Source organism: Halorubrum trueperi (assembly GCF_042662525.1).
Classification (GTDB): domain Archaea; phylum Halobacteriota; class Halobacteria; order Halobacteriales; family Haloferacaceae; genus Halorubrum; species Halorubrum trueperi.
The window spans coordinates 23,645-44,815 of record NZ_JBHSXI010000012.1; the positions used below are offsets into that span (position 1 = coordinate 23,645).

General features: G+C 67.0%; 22 protein-coding genes. 11 read left to right on the plus strand and 11 right to left on the minus strand.

Annotated elements, in window-relative coordinates; all coding sequences use genetic code 11:
* Nucleotides 1-73: 73 nt before the first annotated feature.
* The gene (locus ACFQEY_RS10630) at nt 74-1,027 is read right to left on the minus strand and encodes a transcription initiation factor IIB (RefSeq protein ID WP_379768310.1); all 954 of its coding nucleotides are present in this window, start codon (nt 1,025-1,027) and stop codon (nt 74-76) included.
* Nucleotides 1,028-1,369: 342 nt separating this feature from the next.
* On the opposite strand from ACFQEY_RS10630, the gene ACFQEY_RS10635 reads away from it, so the two are divergent.
* Both ACFQEY_RS10635 and ACFQEY_RS10640 read left to right on the plus strand, forming a co-directional pair.
* Entirely contained in the window at nt 1,370-1,771 is a 402-nt protein-coding gene (locus ACFQEY_RS10635) for a DUF7961 family protein (protein ID WP_379768312.1), read from the plus strand.
* Nucleotides 1,772-1,774: 3 nt separating this feature from the next.
* Nucleotides 1,775-2,398: an METTL5 family protein gene (locus ACFQEY_RS10640; protein ID WP_379768314.1), complete on the plus strand. Its 624-nt coding sequence runs from the start codon at nt 1,775-1,777 to the stop codon at nt 2,396-2,398.
* A gap of 78 nt (nt 2,399-2,476) precedes the next feature.
* Here ACFQEY_RS10640 and ACFQEY_RS10645 read toward each other — a convergent pair whose 3' ends face one another.
* The 3 genes from ACFQEY_RS10645 to ACFQEY_RS10655 all read right to left on the minus strand — a co-directional run bounded on the left by ACFQEY_RS10645 (nt 2,477) and on the right by ACFQEY_RS10655 (nt 5,170).
* Nucleotides 2,477-4,414 carry a rhomboid family intramembrane serine protease gene (locus ACFQEY_RS10645; RefSeq protein ID WP_379768316.1) on the minus strand — a complete coding sequence of 646 codons (1,938 nt, stop codon included), beginning with the start codon at nt 4,412-4,414 and terminating at the stop codon, nt 2,477-2,479.
* Between the two features lie 77 nt (nt 4,415-4,491).
* Nucleotides 4,492-4,770, minus strand: a complete 279-nt coding sequence (locus ACFQEY_RS10650; protein ID WP_379768318.1) for a UPF0058 family protein — start codon at nt 4,768-4,770, stop codon at nt 4,492-4,494.
* Nucleotides 4,771-4,954: 184 nt separating this feature from the next.
* Nucleotides 4,955-5,170: a DUF7120 family protein gene (locus tag ACFQEY_RS10655; protein ID WP_379768320.1), complete on the minus strand. Its 216-nt coding sequence runs from the start codon at nt 5,168-5,170 to the stop codon at nt 4,955-4,957.
* Nucleotides 5,171-5,378: 208 nt separating this feature from the next.
* On the opposite strand from ACFQEY_RS10655, the gene ACFQEY_RS10660 reads away from it, so the two are divergent.
* On the plus strand, nt 5,379-6,017 hold the full coding sequence (locus ACFQEY_RS10660) for a sulfite oxidase-like oxidoreductase (RefSeq protein ID WP_379768322.1): 639 nt from the start codon (nt 5,379-5,381) through the stop codon (nt 6,015-6,017).
* 179 nt (nt 6,018-6,196) lie between these two features.
* The gene (locus ACFQEY_RS10665; protein WP_379768324.1) at nt 6,197-7,552 is read left to right on the plus strand and encodes an isochorismate synthase; all 1,356 of its coding nucleotides are present in this window, start codon (nt 6,197-6,199) and stop codon (nt 7,550-7,552) included.
* A gap of 20 nt (nt 7,553-7,572) precedes the next feature.
* On the opposite strand, the gene ACFQEY_RS10670 is transcribed toward ACFQEY_RS10665, so the two are convergent.
* Nucleotides 7,573-8,313 carry a proteasome assembly chaperone family protein gene (locus ACFQEY_RS10670; RefSeq protein ID WP_379768325.1) on the minus strand — a complete coding sequence of 247 codons (741 nt, stop codon included), beginning with the start codon at nt 8,311-8,313 and terminating at the stop codon, nt 7,573-7,575.
* A gap of 101 nt (nt 8,314-8,414) precedes the next feature.
* Between ACFQEY_RS10670 and ACFQEY_RS10675 the strand changes: the two genes are divergently transcribed.
* The 4 genes from ACFQEY_RS10675 to ACFQEY_RS10690 all read left to right on the plus strand — a co-directional run bounded on the left by ACFQEY_RS10675 (nt 8,415) and on the right by ACFQEY_RS10690 (nt 13,480).
* The gene (locus ACFQEY_RS10675; RefSeq protein WP_379768327.1) at nt 8,415-9,344 is read left to right on the plus strand and encodes an RsmB/NOP family class I SAM-dependent RNA methyltransferase; all 930 of its coding nucleotides are present in this window, start codon (nt 8,415-8,417) and stop codon (nt 9,342-9,344) included.
* A complete protein-coding gene (locus tag ACFQEY_RS10680) occupies nt 9,341-9,931 on the plus strand; it encodes a DUF7122 family protein (protein ID WP_459863136.1) in 591 nt (196 codons plus the stop codon). The genes ACFQEY_RS10675 and ACFQEY_RS10680 overlap by 4 nt, the downstream gene beginning before the upstream one ends.
* A gap of 159 nt (nt 9,932-10,090) precedes the next feature.
* The gene (gene gatE, locus ACFQEY_RS10685) at nt 10,091-11,974 is read left to right on the plus strand and encodes a Glu-tRNA(Gln) amidotransferase subunit GatE (RefSeq protein WP_379768329.1); all 1,884 of its coding nucleotides are present in this window, start codon (nt 10,091-10,093) and stop codon (nt 11,972-11,974) included.
* Between the two features lie 351 nt (nt 11,975-12,325).
* Nucleotides 12,326-13,480 carry an acyl-CoA dehydrogenase family protein gene (locus tag ACFQEY_RS10690; protein ID WP_379768331.1) on the plus strand — a complete coding sequence of 385 codons (1,155 nt, stop codon included), beginning with the start codon at nt 12,326-12,328 and terminating at the stop codon, nt 13,478-13,480.
* 56 nt (nt 13,481-13,536) lie between these two features.
* Here ACFQEY_RS10690 and msrB read toward each other — a convergent pair whose 3' ends face one another.
* Nucleotides 13,537-13,947, minus strand: coding sequence for a peptide-methionine (R)-S-oxide reductase MsrB (gene msrB, locus ACFQEY_RS10695; RefSeq protein ID WP_379768333.1), 411 nt, complete (start codon nt 13,945-13,947; stop codon nt 13,537-13,539).
* Nucleotides 13,948-14,034: 87 nt separating this feature from the next.
* Between msrB and ACFQEY_RS10700 the strand changes: the two genes are divergently transcribed.
* Nucleotides 14,035-14,274 carry a CDGSH iron-sulfur domain-containing protein gene (locus ACFQEY_RS10700; RefSeq protein ID WP_379768335.1) on the plus strand — a complete coding sequence of 80 codons (240 nt, stop codon included), beginning with the start codon at nt 14,035-14,037 and terminating at the stop codon, nt 14,272-14,274.
* A 28-nt stretch (nt 14,275-14,302) separates the two neighbouring features.
* On the opposite strand, the gene ACFQEY_RS10705 is transcribed toward ACFQEY_RS10700, so the two are convergent.
* Complete coding sequence (locus ACFQEY_RS10705) at nt 14,303-15,388, minus strand: DNA topoisomerase IV subunit A (RefSeq protein WP_379768337.1); 1,086 nt, start codon at nt 15,386-15,388, stop codon at nt 14,303-14,305.
* Nucleotides 15,389-17,854, minus strand: coding sequence for a DNA topoisomerase VI subunit B (locus ACFQEY_RS10710; protein WP_379768339.1), 2,466 nt, complete (start codon nt 17,852-17,854; stop codon nt 15,389-15,391).
* Between the two features lie 166 nt (nt 17,855-18,020).
* On the opposite strand from ACFQEY_RS10710, the gene ACFQEY_RS10715 reads away from it, so the two are divergent.
* Nucleotides 18,021-19,025 (plus strand): SDR family NAD(P)-dependent oxidoreductase, encoded by a 1,005-nt coding sequence (locus tag ACFQEY_RS10715; protein WP_379768341.1) that lies wholly within the window; start codon nt 18,021-18,023, stop codon nt 19,023-19,025.
* Between the two features lie 229 nt (nt 19,026-19,254).
* Here the strand turns inward: ACFQEY_RS10715 and ACFQEY_RS10720 are convergent, their stop codons facing one another.
* On the minus strand, nt 19,255-19,449 hold the full coding sequence (locus ACFQEY_RS10720) for a cold-shock protein (protein ID WP_095635894.1): 195 nt from the start codon (nt 19,447-19,449) through the stop codon (nt 19,255-19,257).
* 191 nt (nt 19,450-19,640) lie between these two features.
* Between ACFQEY_RS10720 and ACFQEY_RS10725 the strand changes: the two genes are divergently transcribed.
* On the plus strand, nt 19,641-20,297 hold the full coding sequence (locus ACFQEY_RS10725) for an NAD-dependent epimerase/dehydratase family protein (RefSeq protein WP_379768343.1): 657 nt from the start codon (nt 19,641-19,643) through the stop codon (nt 20,295-20,297).
* Nucleotides 20,298-20,321: 24 nt separating this feature from the next.
* Here the strand turns inward: ACFQEY_RS10725 and ACFQEY_RS10730 are convergent, their stop codons facing one another.
* Nucleotides 20,322-20,582 (minus strand): hypothetical protein, encoded by a 261-nt coding sequence (locus ACFQEY_RS10730; RefSeq protein WP_379768345.1) that lies wholly within the window; start codon nt 20,580-20,582, stop codon nt 20,322-20,324.
* Nucleotides 20,583-20,708: 126 nt separating this feature from the next.
* The gene (locus tag ACFQEY_RS10735; protein ID WP_379768347.1) at nt 20,709-21,170 is read right to left on the minus strand and encodes a universal stress protein; all 462 of its coding nucleotides are present in this window, start codon (nt 21,168-21,170) and stop codon (nt 20,709-20,711) included.
* Nucleotide 21,171: the final 1 nt, after the last annotated feature.

The window sequence follows — 21,171 nt, forward strand, 5'->3', positions numbered from 1 at the left end:
TCTGTTCCGTCTCGCGCCACCCCGTTTCTCGCCTTCCCAGACCTCCTCCTGTACCAAGCGGTCCCCCGCCGAGCTACCGAAAGCCCATCGCTTCGATCTGCTCCTGGTAGCGGTTGCGGATGGTGACTTCGGTGACCTGCGCGACGTCGGCAACCTCGCGTTGGGTCTTCTTCTCGTTACAGAGGAGGGAGGCGGCGTAGATGGCTGCGGCCGCGAATCCGGTCGGCGACTTCCCCGACAGCAGCCCCTGCTCGGCGGAGACGTCGATGATCTCGGTCGCCTTCGACTGAACCTCCTCGCTGAGTTGGAGCGCGGAGGCGAATCGCGGAACGAACTGCTTCGGATCGACCGGCTTCAGTTCGAGTCCGAGTTCCTGCGAAATGTAGCGGTACGTCCGACCGATCTCCTTTTGGGGAACCCGCGAGACGTCGGCGACCTCGTCGAGCGAGCGCGGGATCCCCTCCTGCCGGCACGCGGCGTAGAGTGCGGCGGTGGAGACGCCCTCGATGGAACGACCGCGAATGAGATCCTCGTTGAGCGCGCGGCGATAGATCACGGAAGCGACTTCGCGTACCGACCGCGGAACACCGAGTGCACTGGCCATGCGGTCGATCTCGGAGAGCGCGAACTGGAGGTTGCGCTCGCCCGCGTCCTTCGTCCGAATACGCTCCTGCCACTTCCGCAGACGGTGCATCTGCGAGCGCTTCTCCGAGGAGAGCGATCGACCGTAGGCGTCCTTGTCCTTCCAGTCGATCGTCGTCGTCAGCCCCTTGTCGTGCATCGTCTCGGTGATCGGGGCACCGACGCGCGACTTCGACTGGCGCTCGGAGTGGTTGAACGCCCGCCACTCCGGACCGCGGTCGATGTTCTGTTCGTCCAGCACCAGCCCGCAGTCCTCACAGACGAGCTCCTGATCGGCGTCGGTGACGATGTTCTTCGACTCGCACTCCGGGCAGGAGAGCGTCTTCTCGTCCGATTCTCGCTCTGTGTCTCGCTCCTGTTGGCGCTGGCGGCTCGGACGTTCCATTATAAGGTTTCTGGTTATTGCCGCATTTAAACCTTTGTCCGAACGCCAGTCGCGAGGCGTTCCGCCGACTGCTCCGAGATAGCCATGAGCGACCGATTGCGGTCCTCAGACGTGCGTGTTGTGTATATCTGCGGGTCCGATTCGCCGCGCCGTGACCCGCCCGCGATCGCTCGTCGAACACGAAACGTGACCGACGCCGACGGTCGGAATCGCTTTCACTTCGAGTGGCATTCGGACCGCTCAGCGACGCGGGGGATCTCGTCGCCGGATCCCGCCGCCCGCCAAATAATTACTATTGAGCATTTACAAAAGCTTTTGTATTACCAATGTATATGATGGCATATGAGCACGACGCAGTCCGACGGGATCGAAGCGACGCTCCGCGGCTGTCGGCCGGCGGAGATCGAACCGGTCGTCGTCGACGCGGCGGACCTCGGTAGCACGGCACCGGAACGGCTTCGGGACCTCAAGGCCGAGCTGGCGACCCGCGGCTATCAGCCCGCGACCCTGTCCGTGGCCGCCCGGTTCGACGAGGAGGACACGCTCGCCACGCAGCGAGAGGCGGATCGACTTCGCGACTTCGTCCGCGCCGCCGCCTTCCTCGGTGCCGGGCGAGTCGAAGTTCGTCTCGACGAGGTCGCCGACCGGAGCGCGGTCGATCCCGCGCTGTCGGCGCTGGCGGAGCGCGCCCGTCGCGAAGGGGTCGAACTCGTCCGAACGGGCGGCGACGCGCCCACGGCCTGACGCATGGCATCGAAGCGCTCGCTCGCGACCAAGCTCGGCGTCGTCGCCGGGTTCGAGGATCCTCGCGTCGCCCTTGAACAGTACCCCACCCCGCCAGATCTCGCGGCTCACGTCGTCCATCTCGCCGACCTCCACGGCGACATCGACGGTCGAACGGTTCTCGATCTGGGCACTGGAACCGGGATGCTCGCGCTGGCGGCCGCCCTCCGCGGCCCCGCCCGCGTCTTCGGGATCGAGATCGACCGGGCCGCGCTGACGACCGCGACCGGGAACGAGCGTCGCGTCGCCGCCAGCGCCCCCGTTCACTGGATTCAGGGGGACGCGACGAGACTCCCGCTCGCCGCTCCCGGTCCCGTGACCGTCGTCATGAACCCTCCCTTCGGTGCGCAGGACGGAAACCGAAACGCCGATCGCGGATTCTTGGCGACCGCGAGCCGCGTCGCGACCGTCTCGTACTCGGTTCACAACGCCGGGAGCCGCGAGTTCGTCGAGGCGTTCGCGGACGACAACGGCGGCGAGGTGACTCACGCGTTCGCGGCCGACTTCGCCCTCGACGAGCAGTTCGACCACCACGCCGAGGAGTCGCGCGAGATCGATGCCGAGGTGTATCGGATCGAGTGGGCCTGAAAACGACCCCTCCCGTCGTCCCTCGATCGCGCTCACTGTCACCCTTCGATCGCGCTCACTGTCGCCCTTCGATCGCGCTCACTGACGTCCTTCGTACCGCTCTACCGCCGCGATCCGCACCCGCGTCTCCCCGCGCTCCGCGTACACCCGATCCTCCTCACGGACGAACGAGACCCCCCGAAGCGTCACCGATTCGTTCGCCGCCGGAATCGGAGCGGTTGCGTTCGTTCCCGCGTGCTCGACACGGAGTTCGAACCCGTCCGGCACGGCGGCGACCGTGACGTTTCGGCCGTCGATCCGCGGTTCCGCCCGGACCGGGTCGCTCGCGTACAGCGTCGATCGGGCGTCGTCCCGAATCGCGTCGACCCGGTAGACTGGACCGCCGTTCGCCGTCACCCAGCCGGTCCGCTGGACCCAGACGGTCTCGCGCCACCCGGTCCCCCCGACGTCGACCGCGCGGTAGCCCCAGAACGCGAGGTTTCCCCGGGAGACGGCCGTCGTCCATATCTCCCGGTCTGCGTTCTTCACGATCACCCCGGACGTGTTGACCGAGGTCGATCGCCCGAACGCTTCGATGTCGACGACGTTCACCACCTCGTTCTCGACGTTCTCGGCGTACGTCAACTGGTACCCGTCGACCTCGATCGGGTCTCCCGGAAGGTCGCCGTCGTCGACGGCGACGAGGTTCGGGAGGATCCCCGGTCCGGCGACGACCGCCAGCGCCGACGCGAGCAACAACAGCCCGATCGCCGCGGGCGTCGCCGACCGGATCCTCTCCCGAACCGTCTCCGGTTCGGGGACGGCGAGATCGGGGCGAAGCGGCTCGTCGCGGCCCGCGACCGCGACGGCGACGATCGCCGCGAGGGCGGCGAGCAGCCCGAACCCGACCGCGCGGTACAGCTCGTACCGCTCGTTCCCGAGGTACCAGTAGATCGCCCACAGCCGACGGGAAGTGCCGAACAACAGGATCGCCCCGAACGCGGCGAGCGCGGTCGTTCGCGAGCGTTCGGGTTCGCCGTTCGCGTCGTCTCCGCCGTTCGCGTCGTCTCCGCCGTTCGCGTCGTCTCCGCCGTTCGCGTCGTCTCCGCCGTTCGCTTCGTCTCCGCCGTTCGCGTCGCCTCCGATCTCTCCTTGTCGCCGTCGACGAACGAGCCACGCCGCGGCGAGGATCCCGGCTATCATCCCGAGCACGTGCGCCTGCACGGCGACGTTCGCCCAGCCCGGCGGGCCGTACGACCCGCTCGCCTCGGCGTACACCACCGGGTTTCGGAGCGTCTCGTACGCGACGTTGACCAGTGTCGTTCCCGTCAACGCCGCGACGGCCTTCACCGGATAGTGGATGAGCGCGAATCCCCAAAGCGCGAAGACGACGCCAGAGAATCCGATCACCGGCCCGAGCGCGAACAGCGACGAGACCGCGCCGAACAGCAGCGTCACCCCGGGGACGATCGAGAACGCGCGGACGTACGGATCCGAAGCGAGCGTCCCGGTCGAGCGCTTGGTCCGAACCGTCTCGAAGATCGATCGGAGGGAGCGACGGGACGGAACCGCGGAGCGCAGCGACTTCCGGTCGATGGTGTCGGGGAGGTGAGACCGCACCGTTCCGGTCTCGTCGTCGACATCGCGTCCGCCCGGGAAGTGACCGTACGCGTACTCCGCGAGCGCGCCCGCGACGAGCGTCGACAGGAGGTTTCCGGTGATGTGTCCGCGACTCGAATGCGCGAATCCGGACCAGAGGAGCCCCTCCGGGTAGAAGTACGACCACGATCGGAACGGGATCACGACGGGGCGGTTCGGGTTCTCCAGCCCGCTCTGCACGAGCAGGTAGACGGCGACGACGGCGGCGACGACGACGAGCGTTCCCCACGGAACGCCGAGCAGGAACCGCGATCGGAGGGCGCGGGTCCACGCACCGGCCGGTCGATCCGTTTGATAAACGACCGCAAGTGCGACGGCGACGAGCGCAGCGCCGACGGCGAGGTGTGCGGCGTCGGACGTCAGCGCCTCCGCGACCATGTGGTAGAGGGAGCGGACGGTCGCATATCAATCCGCGGGTCAGCGTTACGTCGTTTGGCGGGACCCGGTTGCAAACCTCAGATCTTGTTCTCGGCGTCGTCTGCGAGCTCTTCCATCCGCTTGCCGACGCGACCGGCGGGGGAGAACTCGTCTTCGCTCATCGCGTTGGCGAGGGCGTTACCGAGGACGAACACGGCGTGTTTGTGCTCGCTCTTCGATTTGTGGACGTGCGAGGGTTCGACGTCGAGTTCGTCGTACGGGTCGAAAAGCGCGCTGTCGACGGTCTCGTGATTCCGGAAGTGCTCCATGATCGTCACCATCTGTTCGTGGAGTTCGAGGAGCTCGTCCTTGTGCATGTCCCCCGATACGGGTCGTAGGCCCTTTAAGCGTTGTTGAGGGGAATACGCACGGTACCGCGTGCTCGGGGTTACATTACGTTCCGAAAACTCAGTGTTTGCGGGTCCTCCGCGTCTTTCCAGCACTTCGCGTCGGGCTCACAACTCGTGGCGCGGAGAACGCGCTGAAGCGACGATTGGATCGTCAGAAAACGTACTCGTCCTCGTGGCCCATCATCCCTTCGTCCTCGAAGCCGCTGGACTCGTCGTCGTCCATGGGGCCACTCGTCTTGTACGCCTTGATTCCCGTCGACAGGAGCTCTTCGACCGCCTCTTCGCGGTTGAGGAACTCACCCTGCTCGACCATCTGGGCGATCTGCATCTCCAGATGCTCCGGCACGGTTATCTCTACTCGTGGCATTTCCTGCCCGGGAGTAATGGTAATGGGTATATAAATGTGGCGTCGACGCTACGGAGATGAGAAACCGATAACGGGGAAAATCGTAAGTATATTTTAGATTGTTCCAATCAAAGACAGTATATCCCAAATTTGTGAGTGCTATCCAATATGACTCGCGTGCAGCGTCGAGAGCGATACCGATACGTGGGTGCAGCCGCTATCCGATCGTATGACCGGATCCGGTGCCACGGACGCCGACGTAGCGATCGAGGGCGACGTCGAGGACCTCACCGGCCTGTACCGCGAACACGGCGATCAGCGACTTCCCCCGGGACAACGAGAGACCGACCGTTTTCCGGTGCTCTCGAAGAGCGGGACGCCCGCGTGGGACCCCGAATCGTTCCGCTTCGAGGTCTGGGGTTCCGTCGACGACTCGCTCTCGTACTCGCTCGACGAGTTCCGCGATCTCCCGTCGGTCACGCAGCGACAGGACTTCCACTGCGTCACCGGTTGGAGCAAGTTCGACTGCGAGTTCACCGGCGTCGAGTTCGCCGATATCGTCGAGCGCGCCGGCGTCCGCGAGGACGCGGAACACGTGCTCTTCCACGCGCTCGACGGCTACACGACGAACCTCCCGCTCGACGAGTGCGCCCGAGAGGGGGTCCTGTTCGCGTTCGGCTACGACGGAGACGAACTCCCCGCGGACCACGGCGGTCCGATTCGGGTCGTCACTCCGCACACGTACGCTTATAAAGGAGCGAAGTGGGTCTCCGGCGTCGAGTTCCTCGCGGAAAAGGAGCTCGGGTACTGGGAGAAGCGCGGCTACAGCGACGCCGCGAACCCCTGGAACGAAGAGCGATACGGCTGACCGTCGCACCGTCGAAGGTGAGGGTGCGGCCTCCGGATTCGTCTCGGCTTGACGGCCTCCGGATTCATCTCGGCTTGACGGTTTCCGGATTCGTCTCAGTTTGACGGTTTCGACCGCGTTCGGCTCGGCGGTTCCCCCGATAGTCAGGATAAAGGTTCCCCGGCACCGACTCGCCGTCAATGGAACAGGTGCGCTCCACGTCGTCCCCCCCGCTCGTGAGCCGCACGACTGGGATCGACGCGCCGCCCTTCGCGGCCGCCTTCGACGCGCTTCCGTCGCCGCGGACGACGTGGAACGCGCCGGACGACGCGCTCGTTCTCGGCAGCGGCGCGGCCGCGACGCTGACCGCGAGCGGAACCGATCGGTTCGCAGACGTCCGCGCCGCCGCCGCCAATCTCTTCGACTCGGGTGACGTTCACGCGGGCACTGAGGCCGCGCGCCCCCGACTCTTCGGTGGCTTCGCGTTTCACGAGGGAGGGTGTGAGGGCGAACCGTGGGAACCGTTTCCGGAGGCACGGTTCGTGCTCCCCCGCGTCCAGATCACGTTCGCGGACAACGGCACCTGGCTCACGATAAACGCGACGGGACCGGATGCATCCGTCACCGCCGTCGAGGATCGACTCGCGAGCGAAGTCGATCGGTTCTCCGGACTCTCCGGAATCTCGGACTCCGCCGACCGATCGGATCGCCCGCCGCGACCCGGAATCACCGCGAGCCGTCGGACGACGACCCGCGAGGCGTGGCGAGAGAGCGTCGAGGCCGCGGTCGGTCGAATCCGTAACGGCGACCTCCGGAAGGTCGTGCTGGCGCAGGCGTTAGAGGCGGGGCTGGCCGCCGACTTCCCGCGGGCCGCGACCCTCGAACGCCTCGCGGAGAAGTACCCAGACTGCCACCGCTACTACTTCGAGCCCGACGACGGCGGGAGCGCCTTCTTCGGCGCGACGCCGGAGCGATTGGTCGCGCTGCGCGGTCGCACCGTCGAGACCGACGCGCTCGCCGGAACCACCGGTCGCGGCGAAACCCCGGCGGAGGACGAGTGGCTCGCGCGGGAGCTGCTCGACGACGACAAGAACGTCCATGAGCACGAGCTCGTCGCCGACACCGTCCGCGATCAGCTCGAGCCCTTCGCGGCATCCATCTCCGCAGGCGAGCGGCGGGTCCGCCGACTCGCCACGGTCCAGCACCTTCACACCCCCATCACGGCGGAGCTGAGCGACGACCGCCACGTCCTCGAATTGGTCGAAGCGCTCCACCCGACCCCGGCTGTCGGCGGGCTCCCGCCGGACCGGGCGCTGGAGACGATCCACGAGACGGAGCCGTTCGACCGCGGCTGGTACGCCGCCCCGGTCGGGTGGATCGACGCCGCCGGCAACGGCGCGTTCGCGGTCGCGATCCGGTCGGCCGTCGCGAGTCGCCGCCGCGCCACCCTCTTCGCCGGCGTCGGGCTCGTCGCCGACTCCGATCCCGACCGCGAGTGGGACGAGGTCCAACTCAAGTACCGACCGATCCTCGACGAGCTAGAGGACGACGATTGAGGGAGGGGATAGGAGGGGCGTCACTGGAACATCTTCAGCGGCTCCGCCTGTGAGCTCTCCTCGTTCGCCTCCTGCATCCGCTCCGCGAACGACCGCTTCGCCTCGCGTATCTCCTCCGCCTGGTCGACGAGGCCGTCGGTCGGCGTGTCCGTCCCCGCGATCGGGTCGATCCCCTTGCGGATGAGGATCCGGGCGGCCTCCGGGTCCGGAAACTGCGGGTCCGACTCGACGACGAGCCCCACCGCGTCGCGGTCGCGCTCCAGCGACTCCGCGAGCATCGCGCCGGTCGGCCCGGAGACGAGTCCGGACTCGTTCGGGTTCTCGACGTCGGCTCGCTCCAGCGCGTCGCCGCCGTTTCCGGTCGCGACGCCGTACAGCGCGGGCGGCTCTTCGCCCTTCTCCCGGCCGAGTCCCGAGAGGAAGACGGGGAAGGTTTCGGTCTCGGCGAACCAGCTGTCGAGGCAATTCGCGACCTCAGTGGCCGCGTTCGGGTGTACCGGTACGTCGCTTCGGAGTGCGACGAGGTCTCGGTCTGGATCGGCGTACAGCCGCACGGGCGTCGTCAGCGCCGGGTTCGACTCGCGGTAGACGGCCACCCGGGGGAGCCCGTCGCAGTGAACGTTGGCGTAGTGGACCATCTCGTGCGCCTCTATCATGTGATCGGTCGCGATCTTCCCGACGAGACCGACGCCGGGAAACCCCTCCACTAGCGTCGGCTCCTCCAGCGATACCTCGTCGTCGAGGACGGATATTCGTGCCATGTGTTCACCTATTCCGGGCAGCGACCTAAAAGTAGGGAGCGATGGGATACCGGTCGGGCGCGTCCCGAAACCGACTAACGGGCCGGCGCGAAAGGGGTGCCATGAATCCGCTTGAGCGGTACGAACCGCTCGTCGACGACGTGACGGCGTTTCGGGCGGCCTGCGATCGGCCGCTGCCGTCGGTCGTCCGCGTGAACGAGATGGCGGCGTCGCCCGCCCGCGTCCGCGAGGCCTTCAACGAGGAAGGTGTCGCCTACGAGCCCGTGGACTGGCACGACGGGCTCTTCCGACTGCCCGACGGCAACCCCGGCGGCAACTGGCCGTACGTCCACGGCTGGACCCACGGCCAGGAGGAGGTGTCGGTGCTCCCGGGGCTCGCGCTCGACCCGCAGCCCGGCGAGCGCGTCTGGGACGCCTGCGCCGCCCCCGGCAGCAAGACGACCCAGATCGCGGATGCGATGGCCGACGAGGGGACCGTCGTCGCCAACGACAACAACCTCGGTCGGCTCTCAGCGCTCCGGCACAACGCCGAGCGCCTCGGCGTGACCAACGCGATCGTCACGAACCAGGACGCCCGGAACTTCTCGACGAAACCGCTCGCGTTCGACGAGTTCGACCGCGCCCTCGTCGACGCCCCCTGCTCGTGTGAGGGAACCTGCCGGAAGAACCCGGACGTCGTCGACCAGTGGACGCTCGACCACGTCCACGGCGTCGCCGGGATCCAGAAGGGAATCTTAGCGCGCGCCGTGCAAGCGACCCGCCCCGGCGGCACCGTCGTCTACTCGACGTGCACGTTCGCACCCGAGGAGAACGAAGCGGTGCTCGACCACGTGATCGGCGAGGAGGACTGCCGGATCGTCGAACTCGACCTCCCGATCGACACGATTCCCGGCGTCACCGAATGGGACGGCGAGACCTACGACGACAGCGTCACCCGCGCGCACCGCGTCTACCCGCACCACAACGACACGGGCGGGTTCTTCTGTGCGAAGCTCCACGTGGGGGACGGTACCACGGGGGTCGAAGCGTGACCGACGACGGTTCCACGGATGACGCTCCAACCGACGATGGCCCCACCGACGACGCTCCAACCGACGACGCCCCCACCAACGACGGACAGCGCTTCGATCGCCTGCCGGATACCCCCGTCGACCGCGAGGTCGAGGGGCGTGCGAGCCGCCGCGAAGTGCTCGACTGGTTCGAAGAGCGGTTCGGGATCGACCCGACCGTCTTTGAGGGGTACAGCTTCTGGGAAAAGGGCGCGGGCAAGATCTGGATCTTCAACGGCGAGGCGATCGACCCGAGTCGGGTCGAAGCGATCGGGATGACCTTCCTCCGGACCAGACAGGAGCACTGGAAGCCCACCGGCCGGGCGGTCACCCGATTCGGTCAGCACGCTACTCGGAACGTGATCGAGCTCGATCCCGAGCGAGCCGCCCGGTTCGCCGCCGGCGAGGATCAGGACCTCCCCGAGTGGGACGGCGACTGGGGATACCTGATCGCGGCCCACGAGATCGCCGGCGAGCGGGCTCCGATCGGCGTCGGACTCTACCTCTACGACGAACTGCGATCCGTCGTGCCGAAGGGGAGCCGGGCGGATCTACCGGTCGTCGACTGACACCGTCTCCGTGATCACTGGTCGAGGAATCTGTTCTCGCAGCGACGGATTTACAGAACACGTCGTCGTCGGTCCGCAACACGCACTCCCGAGATCGCTCACCAGCACTCCCCGTCGAACTGCCACCCTTTTAGTCCCGGCCTGCCGGAGTAACGCGTAATGAGTACGGACGCGACCCCCGAGTACGACCACGAGGAACTGGGGCTCGTCGCCGGGTTGGAGATCCACCAGCAGCTCGACACCGCGACGAAGCTGTTCTGCGACTCACCGACGACCGAGCGCGACCCCGACGAGGCCGAGCGAGAGATCGCCCGTCGGCTCCACCCGACGAAGAGCGAACTGGGCGAGCTCGACGACGCCGCGGTGGAGGAGAGCCGCGTCGACCGCGAGTTCACCTACCTCGGATACGACACCACCTGCCTCGTCGAGGAGGACGACGAGCCGCCCCGGCGAGTCGACGAGGAGGCGCTCTCCGTCGCGATGCAGATCGCGGACCTGCTCGACGTGAGCGTCGTCGATCAAGCCCACGTCATGCGAAAGCTCGTCATCGACGGCTCGAACACCTCGGGCTTTCAGCGCTCGATCCTGCTCGGCCAGGCGGGCGAGATCGAGACGAGCGAGGGGCGCGTGTCGATCGCGGACCTGATGCTCGAAGAGGAGTCCGCAAAGCGCGTCGAGGAGACGGATGCGGGGATCGTCTACTCGCTGGACCGGCTCGGCGTTCCGCTCGTCGAGATCGGCACCGGCCCGGACATCCGCAGCCCCGAGGGGGCCCGCGAGGCCGCAGAACGGATCGGAATGCTGCTCCGCTCGACCGGTGCCGTCAAGCGCGGACTCGGAACGATCCGCCAGGACGTCAACGTCTCTATCGCCGAGGGCGCGCGCGTCGAGGTGAAGGGCGTCCAAGACCTGCAGGGGATCGAGGACATCGTCCGCGGCGAGGTCGGCCGACAGGCCGAACTGCTCGCGATCCGCGACAAGCTCGGTAAGCGCGACGCGAGCGTCGGCGACGTACGGGACGTGACGGACGCGTTCGCCGACACGGACTCCGGCGTGATCCGTGGCGCGCTCGACGACGGCGGGAAGGTCACCGCGGTCCCGCTGTTCGGCTTCGACGGGCTCGTCGGCCGCGAGATCCAGCCGGATCGTCGGCTCGGCACCGAGTTCTCCGACCACGCGAAACGGCACGGGGCGGGCGGGATCTTCCACACCGACGAGCTGCCGGCGTACGGCGTGACCGACGAGGAGGTCGACGCCCTTCGGGAGGCGGTGGACGCCGGCGGGGACGACGCGGTCGCCATCGTCGCCGCCGACCACGAGACGGCCGACCTCGCGATCGAGGCCGCCGCCGACCGTGCCGCCGCCGCGATCGAGGGAGTGCCAGAAGAGACCCGCGCCGCGAACGACGACGGGACGACTCGCTACCTCCGGCCCCTCCCCGGGGCCGCGCGGATGTACCCCGAGACCGACGTGCCGCCGGTCGAGCCGGATCCGACCGACGTCGACCGCCCAGAGCTGCTCGACGAGAAGGCGGACCGGTACGTCGACGAGTTCGGCCTCGACCGCGGGCTGGCCGAGCAGGTCGCGTTCGGTAAGCGCTTCCCGCTGTTCGAGACGGCCGTCGAGCGCGGCGTCGATCCCACCTTCGCGGCCTCGACGCTGGAGTCGACGACGACCGAGATCCGCCGTGACGGCGCGCCCGTCGAGAACCTCACCGACGAGCACTTCCTCGCGCTGTTCGACCTCGTCGACGGCGGCGACCTCGCGAAGGAGGGCGTCCCAGAGGTGCTGACGACGCTCGCGGAAACGCCCGAACTGTCGGCGGCGGAAGCCGTCGAGGAAGCCGGGCTCTCGGGCGTGAGCGAGGAGGAGGTCCGCGAGGCGGTCGTGGCGGTCGTCGAGCGCAACGAGGCCCAGATCGCCGAGGAGGGTATGGGTGCCTTCTCCGGCCTGATGGGCGAGGCCATGGGCGCGCTCCGCGGAAAAGCGGACGGCGAGATTGTCTCCGACGTGCTCCGCGAGGAGATCGGCAAGCGATCGTAGGCGGCTCGACGGCGGTACGACCTCTCCTACAATTTAAAAGTACAAGTGCGAGAGCGACGACTACTTATAAATGAACGTGCAGTGGCGTCGCCGGCGCGAGGGGTGCCGCGAGCGACTTTATAAGGCGAGAGAGCGGCGAGGCTGGGGAGAAATGTTCACCACGCTGTCAACGATTTATAAATAATCGCCAGCAGCACCCCACGCTCACTTATAAACAACCGAATCATTCCATCGAAATCCCTCCTCCTGTCATCGATTACGACGCCGCCACAAATTTAGAGAACTGTAAACGCGATCCGAATTCTCGATCATTTACGAACGATTATCAAAGACTCTGCGGAAGGACGAGGCATGGAGTTCCAGCTAACGGACGAGCAACGACAGCTACGCGAGGAGGTTCAGCGGTTCGCCGACGAGGAGATCCGGCCGGTCGCGACCGAGTACGACGTCGACGAGAAGTACCCTCACGGGGTGATGGAGAAGGCCGCAGAGATGGGATTGCTCGCCCCGCACGTTCCGGTCGAGTACGGCGGCGTCGGCTACTCCTCGCTGGAGAACGCCATCCTCACGGAGGAGCTGTTCGCGGCCGATCCGGGGATCGGCCTCTGCGTCTCCAGCGCCGGCTTCGGTGCTGAGGCGCTGATGGAGTTCGGCACGGACGAACAGAAAGAGCGCGTCCTCCCGGAGGTAACCGCGGGCGACGCGGTCATGGGATCGGCGATCTCGGAGCCGCAGGCGGGCTCTGACGTCACCTCGGTCGCCACTCGTGCGACGAAGGACGGCGACGAGTGGGTCATCAACGGCTCGAAGATGTGGATCACGAACGGGACGGTCGCGGACTACTTCGTGGTCGTCTGCGAGACGGACCCGGACATCGAGGACCGCTACTCCGGCTACTCGCAGATCCTCGTCGAGGCCGACCGCGACGGCCTCACCCGCGAGAAGATCACCGGGAAGTTGGGCATCCGCGCCAGCGACACCGCCGAGCTCCGCTTCGACGACGTCCGAGTCCCCGAGGAGAACTTGATCGGCCAGCGCGGCATGGGCTTTCTCCAGCTCATGCAGTTCTTCGACGAGACCCGGACCGCCGTCGCCGCGCAGGGCGTCGGGATCGCCCGCGGCGCGGCCGAGCGCGCGCTGGAGTACGCCGAAGAGCGGGAGCAGTTCGGTCGCCCCATCTCCGACTTCCAGGCGATCAAACACAAGCTCGCGGAGATGCACACGAACACGGAGGCCGCCCGCTGGCTGACCTACCGTTCCGCGTGGGCGGTCGACAACGAGTCCGGCGACCTGACCGCCCTCGCGTCGATGGCCAAGGAGTTCGCCTCGCGGGTCGCCGTCGACGTCGCAGACGAGGCCGTTCAGGTCCACGGCGGCGCGGGGTTCGTCAACGACCACGACGTCGAGCGGCTCTACCGCGACGCGAAGATCACCCAGATCTACGAGGGCACCACGGAGATCCAAAAGAACATCGTCGCTCGCGAACTGCTCGACGAAAACTTCTGAGCGGTGGCACCGCCGCGGTGGACGGCCTCGGTCCTGGTTGACGGTCCCAGCCGCGCTCACTCCTCGTCGTACTTCATCGCAACCGAGTTGATACAGAAGCGCTTGCCGGTCGGCTCCGGCCCGTCGTCGAACACGTGCCCGAGGTGCGAGTCGCAGTTGGCACACCGGACTTCGGTGCGCCGCATTCCGTGACTCGTGTCGACCGTCGTCGTCACCGACTCCTCCTCGGCGGCGTAGAACGCGGGCCAGCCGCAGCCGGACTCGTACTTCGTCTCGGCGTCGAAGAGGACAGCCCCGCAGGCTCGACAGCGGTACTCCCCGTCGTCGGGGTGGTGATCGACGTACTCGCCGGAGAACTTCGCCTCGGTGCCGCTCTCGCGGAGCACGCGGTACTCCTCTTCGGACAGCCGCTCGCGCCACTCCTCGTCGGTCAGCTCCGTCGGGTCGCGGTCGTCGGTCTCGCTCATACTCCCGGTAGACGCCCCACAGGCAAGGCGGTTGCGGCGGGTCGCCGCCGACCCAACTGGTTTCACCCTCGCGGCGGATCGATTCCCATGGCGCGCGAAATCACGCACGAGGAACGCGGTCCGTTCGTGCTCGACGAGTCGGACCAGGGCGACGACGGCCTGATCTACGTCTGTCGGTGCGGCCTCTCGGACTCGAAGCCGCTCTGTGACGGGTCGCACAACGCGACCGCGGACGAGAAGGAGGGCGTCGTTTATAAATACGCGAACGACGACGCGGACGGCGAGCGGAGCGAGATCGGCGAGATCGACGACGACTGCGAGGAGTGAGCACCGGCGCGTCGCGAGACGACGGCGCTCAGATGACGCCCATCGTGCCGAGCCGATCGGGGAGGTACGTGTCGGTGACGAAGTCGAGCCCGCGACTCGCGAGCGACTGCTGTTCGGACTTCTTGCCGATGTCGAGCTGTAACTCGATCTGTTCCTCCCAGTAGTCGGTCTGGAACCGCGGGTCCTCCAGCTCCGATTCGAGGGCGTTCACGTCCGAGTCGGACAGCGGGTCCGACGGGAGGTCGTACTCGACGATGTCCTCCGGCTGGATTCCCACGAACTGCGCCTCCGGCGTCGCGAGGTACTTCGAGAGGTGCGCCGACTTGATCGAGCCGTACGCCACGGAGCCGTAGATCCGGTAGGACCAGGGGTCGCCGTCGGCGAACACCGCGATGGGAACGTCCAACTCGTCGTGGACTCGCTTCGTGATCCGGCGGGTCGCTCGCGCCGGTTGGCCCTTGAGGTGGATGACGAGACAGTTGTACTCCTCGTCGAACCCGTTCTCGACGAGTCGATCGCGCATCCCGCCGGTCTCGACGGCGAGCGCGAAGTCGATGTCGTCGTCGAGGAACTCGATCATGTCGGGGTTGTTCGGGATCTGGTAGCCGCCCGCGCCCACGTCCTCCTGACAGTGGATTTCGCGCTCACCGCGGCGGGTCTGCTCGCGGATCAAAAGCGGTCCCATCAGGGTCGCGCCCGACTCCTCCGGCCGCATGTGGAAGTCCTCGCGGGTGACGCCCGTGACGATCTCCAGGTCCTCCACGAGGTCGTTCGACTCGTCCTGCGAGCCGAACTGCGCCTCGTCGTTGTCCCACGACTCGGAGAGGTAGTACAGCTCCCGCAGCGTCGACGACCGGTCCTCGTCGAGCTGATTTGCGAGGAATTCGATCGTGTACGCAGCCTTCAACAGCTTGCGCGCGCCCCGCACCGAGTTCGCGCTGCGCGTCGAGGTGCGATCCCCGTACGTCCACACGCCGCTTTCGGTGTCGTACTCGATGTTACTCTTCGTCCGCGTCGGGAGCTCCATCTCTGGGATCGTTCCGCCGGCGAACTGGTCGTAGAAGTCCGCTGCCAGGTCGATGAGCTCGTCTCGTGCGTCGCTTTCCGTCGTCATTTATGCGTTCACCGTGAGTTTCTCCGTTTCCACGCCGCCGACGCTGACGTCGAACTCCGCGTCGTCGCCGACCGCGTACGTCAGTTCCCGCTCGTCGCCCGAGGGCACCTCGGGCTTCCACTGGACGAACCACTCCCCGTCCATGTCGACGACCGTCCCGTCGGAGGGATCCGTCGGCTCAGCCGAGACGATGTCCGTGATCTCCAGTCGCTCGGTGACGTCCGAGTGGTTCTCGACGACCAGCGTCACGGTCCCGTTCGACACCTCTCGCTCGACGCTGACGTTGTTCATGATCCGCGCGAGCGCGCCGTCGATGTTTGGGCGTGGTCGGCCGGTGACCTCCGACACCTTGTCGGCCATCTCCGGGAGGATCGTCCCGAGGACGCTCTGTTTCTCCCGGCGCTGCTGCATTGAGCGCCGCTTGTTGAGATACGACTTCAGCTCGCGGGCGGCCTCCCTGACCGCGAGTTCGATCTCGTCTTCTATCGCCGGCACGTTCGCGAGCGCGTCCTTCGACTCGCTCGTGAACGGGACGTTCGTGGACGCGACGTGGATCGAGATGACCGCCGGACCGTTGGGTAACCCCGACCCGCCGGGCTGGTCGAGCCCGTAGTTGCGCCACCCGATGGACTTGATCACGTCGGTCGTCGCACAGGCACCGCGCTGGTAGACGAGCGGAACGCGGTTCGCGAACCGAAGCAACTCCACGGAGCCGTCTGTGGGGATATCGCCGCCGTAGGCGATCCCCGCCTCGACGATGAACGGATCGCCGCCATGAACCTCGGCGTCGCGGGTCGCGGCCGCATAGAAGTCCGCCTCGTACTCCTTGCGAAGCCCGGCTTCGACCAGCTCGGCCGTGATCGGCGCGAGACAATCCGTCGGCGGCGCGAGGATGTCCGTCTCCCGCATCGCTTCGAGGAGGTCGGCGGAGGCGTCGCGGTCGCCGGCGATATCCCGAACCTTCGGCGGTTCGTCCGGGACCGTGCGCGCCAGCGACCACACCGCCTCGACGACGTTCTCGCGAGCGGTGTCGCCGAACGTCGCGTCGTGTTGCTCTGCGACGAACGACGCCGCGTCCGCGATGAGCCGCACGAGGTCGTCGCGGGCGATCCGGAACGCGTCGCCGTCGAGGTTCGCGAACCGCCTGGCGAGTGCGTCGGCCATCGCCTGCACCGCGGCGTCGTCCTTCCGGGTCGACGTCGCGTCGTCGACCAGCGCGTACACGTCGGCGACGATGGCGGCCTCGACGGGGTCCGCAGGAGCGCCGCCGGCGTCGGCGTCTTCGCTTTCCGACTCGGCCGCAGCGCCGACGCCGCTGATCGCGGTCCATGCGGCGGCGGCCGCGTTCTCGCGAACGGTTCCGCCGAATGTCCGACCCGTCTCGGCTTCCACGTTGTCCGCGATGTTGCCCACTATCTCCGTCACTTCCGAGCGCGAGAGCCGGTCGTTTCCGGCGACCGTCTCGGCCACGCCTCCGGCGAATGCGGCCGTCGCTTCCTTCCCCTTGTTGGCGACCGCGTCCGCGACCGCGGCCTCGACGTCGCGGTCGGCGTGCGCGCGCGGCGGCGACCACGAGAGCTCACGACCGTAGTGCACGTCGCGGAAGCTGTCGATGACGCCGTCCGCGGTCTTCTTGCCAACTCGCGTGAACTCCTCCTGGAGGAATCCGGACACCGAGTACGACTCGGTGGCCTCCAGCATCTTGATCAGCGCGCCGAGTTCGACGCCGTGGGGGTGTGGCCGGATTTCCTCCGTCTCCGCCGGCAGTTCGTCGGTCGCGCGTTCGAACTTCATCGGCTCGGCGAGCCCCGGTTCGCGCAGTTCGATCCGAGCGTGGGGGTTGACGACGGCGGTGTGTTTCACGTAGTCGTGGAGCTGGTTGCGTGCGCGCATGTTCGCCTCCATCTCCAGTTCGATCCGGGTCCCGTGCGGCCGGTCCCACGTCGTCTCCTCGTCGGCCTTGATCTCCGGCTCGTTCGTGTCGGTGTCGATGATCAGCTCGAAGTACTGCGCCCGCGACTGCCCCTTCGGGCGGGAAGTGATCTTCGCCGGCTGACCTGAAGTCAACTGAGAGTACAGTACAGCCGCTGAAATACCGATCCCCTGTTGACCGCGACTCTGCTCCCTGGCGTGGAACCGACTCCCGTACAGGAGCTTCCCGAACACCTTGGGGAGCTGTTCTTTGGTGATGCCGGGCCCGTTGTCCTCGATCACGAGTCGGTAGTAGTCGCCCACTTCCTCGATCTCGATGTAGATGTCGGGGAGGACGCCGGCTTCCTCGGTCGCGTCGAGGGCGTTGTCGACCGCCTCCTTGACGGCGGTGACGAGCCCGCGAGCGCCCGAGTCGAACCCGAGCATGTGTTTGTTCTTCTCGAAGAACTCGGCGATGGAGATCTCGCGCTGACCCTCGGCCAGCTCCTCCGCGATCCCCTCCTCGTCGCCGATCGTCGACTGGAAGGACGTCATTCGGTGTGGGTACCTTTCGCCGAGGGACCTAAAAACACACCGGCAGCGAGGTGAAAGTGAATCGCGGTGTCAGACGCCGTCAGGGGCCGCCTTCCGAGTCCGGTTCCGATCGGGGCGTCGCCGACTCGTCGACAGCTTTCTTGCCCTCACGCTCTTCACGTCGCGTATGGCAGGATGGACGGCCGAGGAGATGCCGCGGTTGGACGGGAAGACGGTCGTCGTCACCGGGGCGAACAGCGGGCTCGGGTTCGAGGGCACCCGGGCGTTCGCCGCGAGGGGAGCGACGGTCGTGATGGCGTGTCGCAGCGTCGAGCGCGGCGCGGACGCCGCCGCCGAGATCAGCGCGGACGCCGCCGGCGACGTCGACGGCGCGCTGGACGTCCGGGAGTGCGACCTCGCCTCGCTCGACTCCGTCGCGTCGTTCGCTGACGGGGTCGCCGACGACTACGACGCCGTCGACGTCCTCTGCAACAACGCGGGCGTGATGGCGATCCCGCGGAGCGAGACCGAGGACGGCTTCGAGACGCAACTCGGCGTCAACCATCTCGGTCACTTCGCGCTCACCGGCCGGTTGTTCCCCCTCCTCGAAGCCGCGGAGGGTATCCGCGGCGACAGCGGGGAGCGCAGGGCAGCTGGCAGCCGGGCGGAGTCCGGCGACGCCCGCGTCGTCACTCAGTCGTCGGGCGCTCACGAGACGGGTGAGATGGACTTCGCGGACCTCAACTGGGAGGACTCGTACGGCAAGTGGAAGGCGTACGGACGGAGCAAACTCGCGAACCTGCTGTTCGCCTACGAGCTCCAGCGCCGGATCGAGGCGGCGGACCGATCGAACGACTCGGTCGGCGTTCGCAGCCTCGCGTGTCACCCGGGCTACGCGGCGACCAACCTGCAGATGCGGACGGCAGCGGAGAGCGGCAACCCGCTGTCTAAGACCGTGATGCGAGTCGCGAACACGCTGGTCGGCCAGGATGCCGCGACCGGCGCGTTGCCGATGCTGTACGCCGCCACGGCCGACGTCGACGGCGGCGCGTACGTCGAGCCGGGCGGGCTGTTGAATCTGCGCGGGGCTCCGGTCGTGGGGAGCTCGAGCGACGCGTCGTACGATCTCGACGACGCGCGACGCCTCTGGGAATTTTCGGTGCAAGCAACGGGCGTCGAGTTTCCACTGTAGCGGTTCGGTCGAACGCGTGGGTGCGGCGACGACGCGCGATCGACGCGATCGTCGAGACCGTCGCAACCCGCGCAGCCGGCGGAACCGACGCGGCCGTCGCGCCATTCGTTTCCAGCGGAATTGACGCGGCTTACGCGACGGGCGTAGCAACCGCTCTGGGGTGTGAATATACGCGAGACGCGTTTCGAGTGCTGTCCGATGTCGCCGGTCGCGGGTACGGCCGAACGAGCTACAGTCGAGTGAGGTTCTTTGCGCGCGGCCCCTTGTCCGCTTCCTCGATCTCGAACTCTACCTCCTGGCCTTCCTCGAGGTCCGGGCCGCCGACGTCTTCCATGTGGAAGAACACGTCCTCGTCAGCGTCGTCAGTCTCGATGAATCCGTAGCCGCCGGTGTCGTTGAAGAAGTCGACCTTGCCTGTCGCCATCGCACCTCGTTAGACTCCCGACTGGGTGATAAGTGTTGTGTGCGTACACGAGCTATTGGCGGGGTCGGCTCGCACCGAATCGGTTCGTACGGACTGCGTGGCACCGAACCATCACCGAATCAGTCGACGTCGAGCCTCCACCGATCAGTCGACACCGAAACGCCAAGGCTGTCCGGCGACAACGTCGCGACATGGTCACCCTCCTCGTCGGCGGCGGCAGCGGATTCATCGGTCGCGAGGTCTGTCGGCTCGGCGTTCGTGACGGTCACGAGGTCCGCAGCGTCTCCCGAAGCGGACGCCCCGCGATCGACGCGTCGTGGACCGACGACGTCTCGTGGACCAGCGCCGACGTCTTTCGGCCCGACGCGTGGCGCGATCGCCTCCGCGACGTCGACGCGGTTGTCCACTCGGTCGGGACGCTTTCGGAGGCCCCGAGCGAGGGGATCACGTTCGAGCGCGTCAACGGCGACGCCGCGATCATCACCGCGCTGGAGGCCGAGCGGGCGGGCGTCGAGTCCTTCGTCTTCCTCTCGTCGGCCGTGAAACCGCCGACCACCCGGCCAGCGTACCTCACCGCGAAGCGTCGTGCGGAGACGGCGATCGCCGATCTGGACCTCGACGCGGTCACGCTGCGACCGGGGCCGGTGTACGGAACCGATCAGCCACACTTCTCGACCGCCGTCAACGCCCTGTTCCGGGTGGCGTCGTCGGTTCCGCCGATCGCCGATCGGCTTGGCGAGTATCGACCGATTTCCGTCGATACTGCTGCGCAAGCCGCGTATCGAACCGCGCTGGCTCCCGACGAGGCGCTACTCGACGTGGCCGACATTCGAGCGGTTGCGCGGTAGCGCCAATCGTCCGATACGCTCTCGTCAGCGGCTCTCCTTCACCATCTCAAGCGAGATGAAGAAGCCGAAGTATGCCGGAATGCCGGCGAGCATGAACATGTACAGCACCCATTGCGGCGAATTCGCAAAGGCGACGTCGTACAGGACCGAGACGACCGTCACCCACACGACGGCGAACGCTAGGTCGTGGAGCATCCCGGTCCGGTTCTCGCTGACGTGCGACCGAACGCGGTCGGCGAGGCTCTGGTCGGTCTCCGCGTCGTCGAGCGAGTCCGTGTCGGTCATGTGTTGACGTGGGCGGCGAGGTACGTCGGTGTTGCGGAAGCGGGCGATCGAAAAGCGGTGCGAGAATTCGTAGTCGGACCCGTTCGAAGGTTAGTTCCCGTTTGAGGGTTATTCCCCGTTCGAGGGTCAGTCCTCGTCTACGTAGTCGACGACGAGGATGGGAACGTGCGTCGAGCGCAGCGTGCGTTCCGTGACGCTCCCAAGGAGCGCGCGCCGGACGCCCGCGCGACCGTGGCTTCCCATCACGATCAGGTCCATCTCGTGGTCCTCGGCGTAGTCGGCGATCAGCTTGTGCGGCCGGCCGCCGGAGACGTGTTCGACGACGTCGATGCCGCGTTCGTCACCGCTGGCGGCGACGGCTCCCGTCGCCTCGTCTGCCCGTTCTTTCAGCTCCTCCATCTCGCCGAACCGCCCCTGCCGGAGTCTGTCGACCTGTTCGGTACCGAGGCTGAGGTTCACCGAATCGATATCGACCACGTACAGCGCGTGTACCTCCGCGTCGTACCGCTCGGCGAGATCCAGCGCGTGGTCGACCGCTGCCTTGGCGACGTCGCTTCCGTCAGTCGGGATCAGGATGCGTTCGTACATG

Bases quoted from the DNA above. Each gene is read 5' to 3' on its own strand.
- ACFQEY_RS10635 (WP_379768312.1), top strand. From the start codon at position 1,370: ATGAGCACGACGCAGTCCGACGGGATCGAAGCGACGCTCCGCGGCTGT.
- ACFQEY_RS10725 (WP_379768343.1), top strand. From the start codon at position 19,641: ATGGTCACCCTCCTCGTCGGCGGCGGCAGCGGATTCATCGGTCGCGAG.
- ACFQEY_RS10645 (WP_379768316.1), bottom strand. From the start codon at position 4,414: ATGGTCGCGGAGGCGCTGACGTCCGACGCCGCACACCTCGCCGTCGGC.
- ACFQEY_RS10670 (WP_379768325.1), bottom strand. From the start codon at position 8,313: ATGGCACGAATATCCGTCCTCGACGACGAGGTATCGCTGGAGGAGCCG.
- ACFQEY_RS10700 (WP_379768335.1), top strand. From the start codon at position 14,035: ATGGCGCGCGAAATCACGCACGAGGAACGCGGTCCGTTCGTGCTCGAC.
- ACFQEY_RS10675 (WP_379768327.1), top strand. From the start codon at position 8,415: ATGAATCCGCTTGAGCGGTACGAACCGCTCGTCGACGACGTGACGGCG.
- ACFQEY_RS10735 (WP_379768347.1), bottom strand. From the start codon at position 21,170: ATGTACGAACGCATCCTGATCCCGACTGACGGAAGCGACGTCGCCAAG.
- ACFQEY_RS10655 (WP_379768320.1), bottom strand. From the start codon at position 5,170: ATGCCACGAGTAGAGATAACCGTGCCGGAGCATCTGGAGATGCAGATC.
- ACFQEY_RS10690 (WP_379768331.1), top strand. From the start codon at position 12,326: ATGGAGTTCCAGCTAACGGACGAGCAACGACAGCTACGCGAGGAGGTT.
- gatE (WP_379768329.1), top strand. From the start codon at position 10,091: ATGAGTACGGACGCGACCCCCGAGTACGACCACGAGGAACTGGGGCTC.
- ACFQEY_RS10710 (WP_379768339.1), bottom strand. From the start codon at position 17,854: ATGACGTCCTTCCAGTCGACGATCGGCGACGAGGAGGGGATCGCGGAG.
- ACFQEY_RS10630 (WP_379768310.1), bottom strand. From the start codon at position 1,027: ATGGAACGTCCGAGCCGCCAGCGCCAACAGGAGCGAGACACAGAGCGA.
- ACFQEY_RS10715 (WP_379768341.1), top strand. From the start codon at position 18,021: ATGGCAGGATGGACGGCCGAGGAGATGCCGCGGTTGGACGGGAAGACG.
- ACFQEY_RS10705 (WP_379768337.1), bottom strand. From the start codon at position 15,388: ATGACGACGGAAAGCGACGCACGAGACGAGCTCATCGACCTGGCAGCG.
- ACFQEY_RS10665 (WP_379768324.1), top strand. From the start codon at position 6,197: ATGGAACAGGTGCGCTCCACGTCGTCCCCCCCGCTCGTGAGCCGCACG.
- ACFQEY_RS10640 (WP_379768314.1), top strand. From the start codon at position 1,775: ATGGCATCGAAGCGCTCGCTCGCGACCAAGCTCGGCGTCGTCGCCGGG.
- ACFQEY_RS10720 (WP_095635894.1), bottom strand. From the start codon at position 19,449: ATGGCGACAGGCAAGGTCGACTTCTTCAACGACACCGGCGGCTACGGA.
- ACFQEY_RS10660 (WP_379768322.1), top strand. From the start codon at position 5,379: ATGACCGGATCCGGTGCCACGGACGCCGACGTAGCGATCGAGGGCGAC.
- ACFQEY_RS10650 (WP_379768318.1), bottom strand. From the start codon at position 4,770: ATGCACAAGGACGAGCTCCTCGAACTCCACGAACAGATGGTGACGATC.
- msrB (WP_379768333.1), bottom strand. From the start codon at position 13,947: ATGAGCGAGACCGACGACCGCGACCCGACGGAGCTGACCGACGAGGAG.
- ACFQEY_RS10730 (WP_379768345.1), bottom strand. From the start codon at position 20,582: ATGACCGACACGGACTCGCTCGACGACGCGGAGACCGACCAGAGCCTC.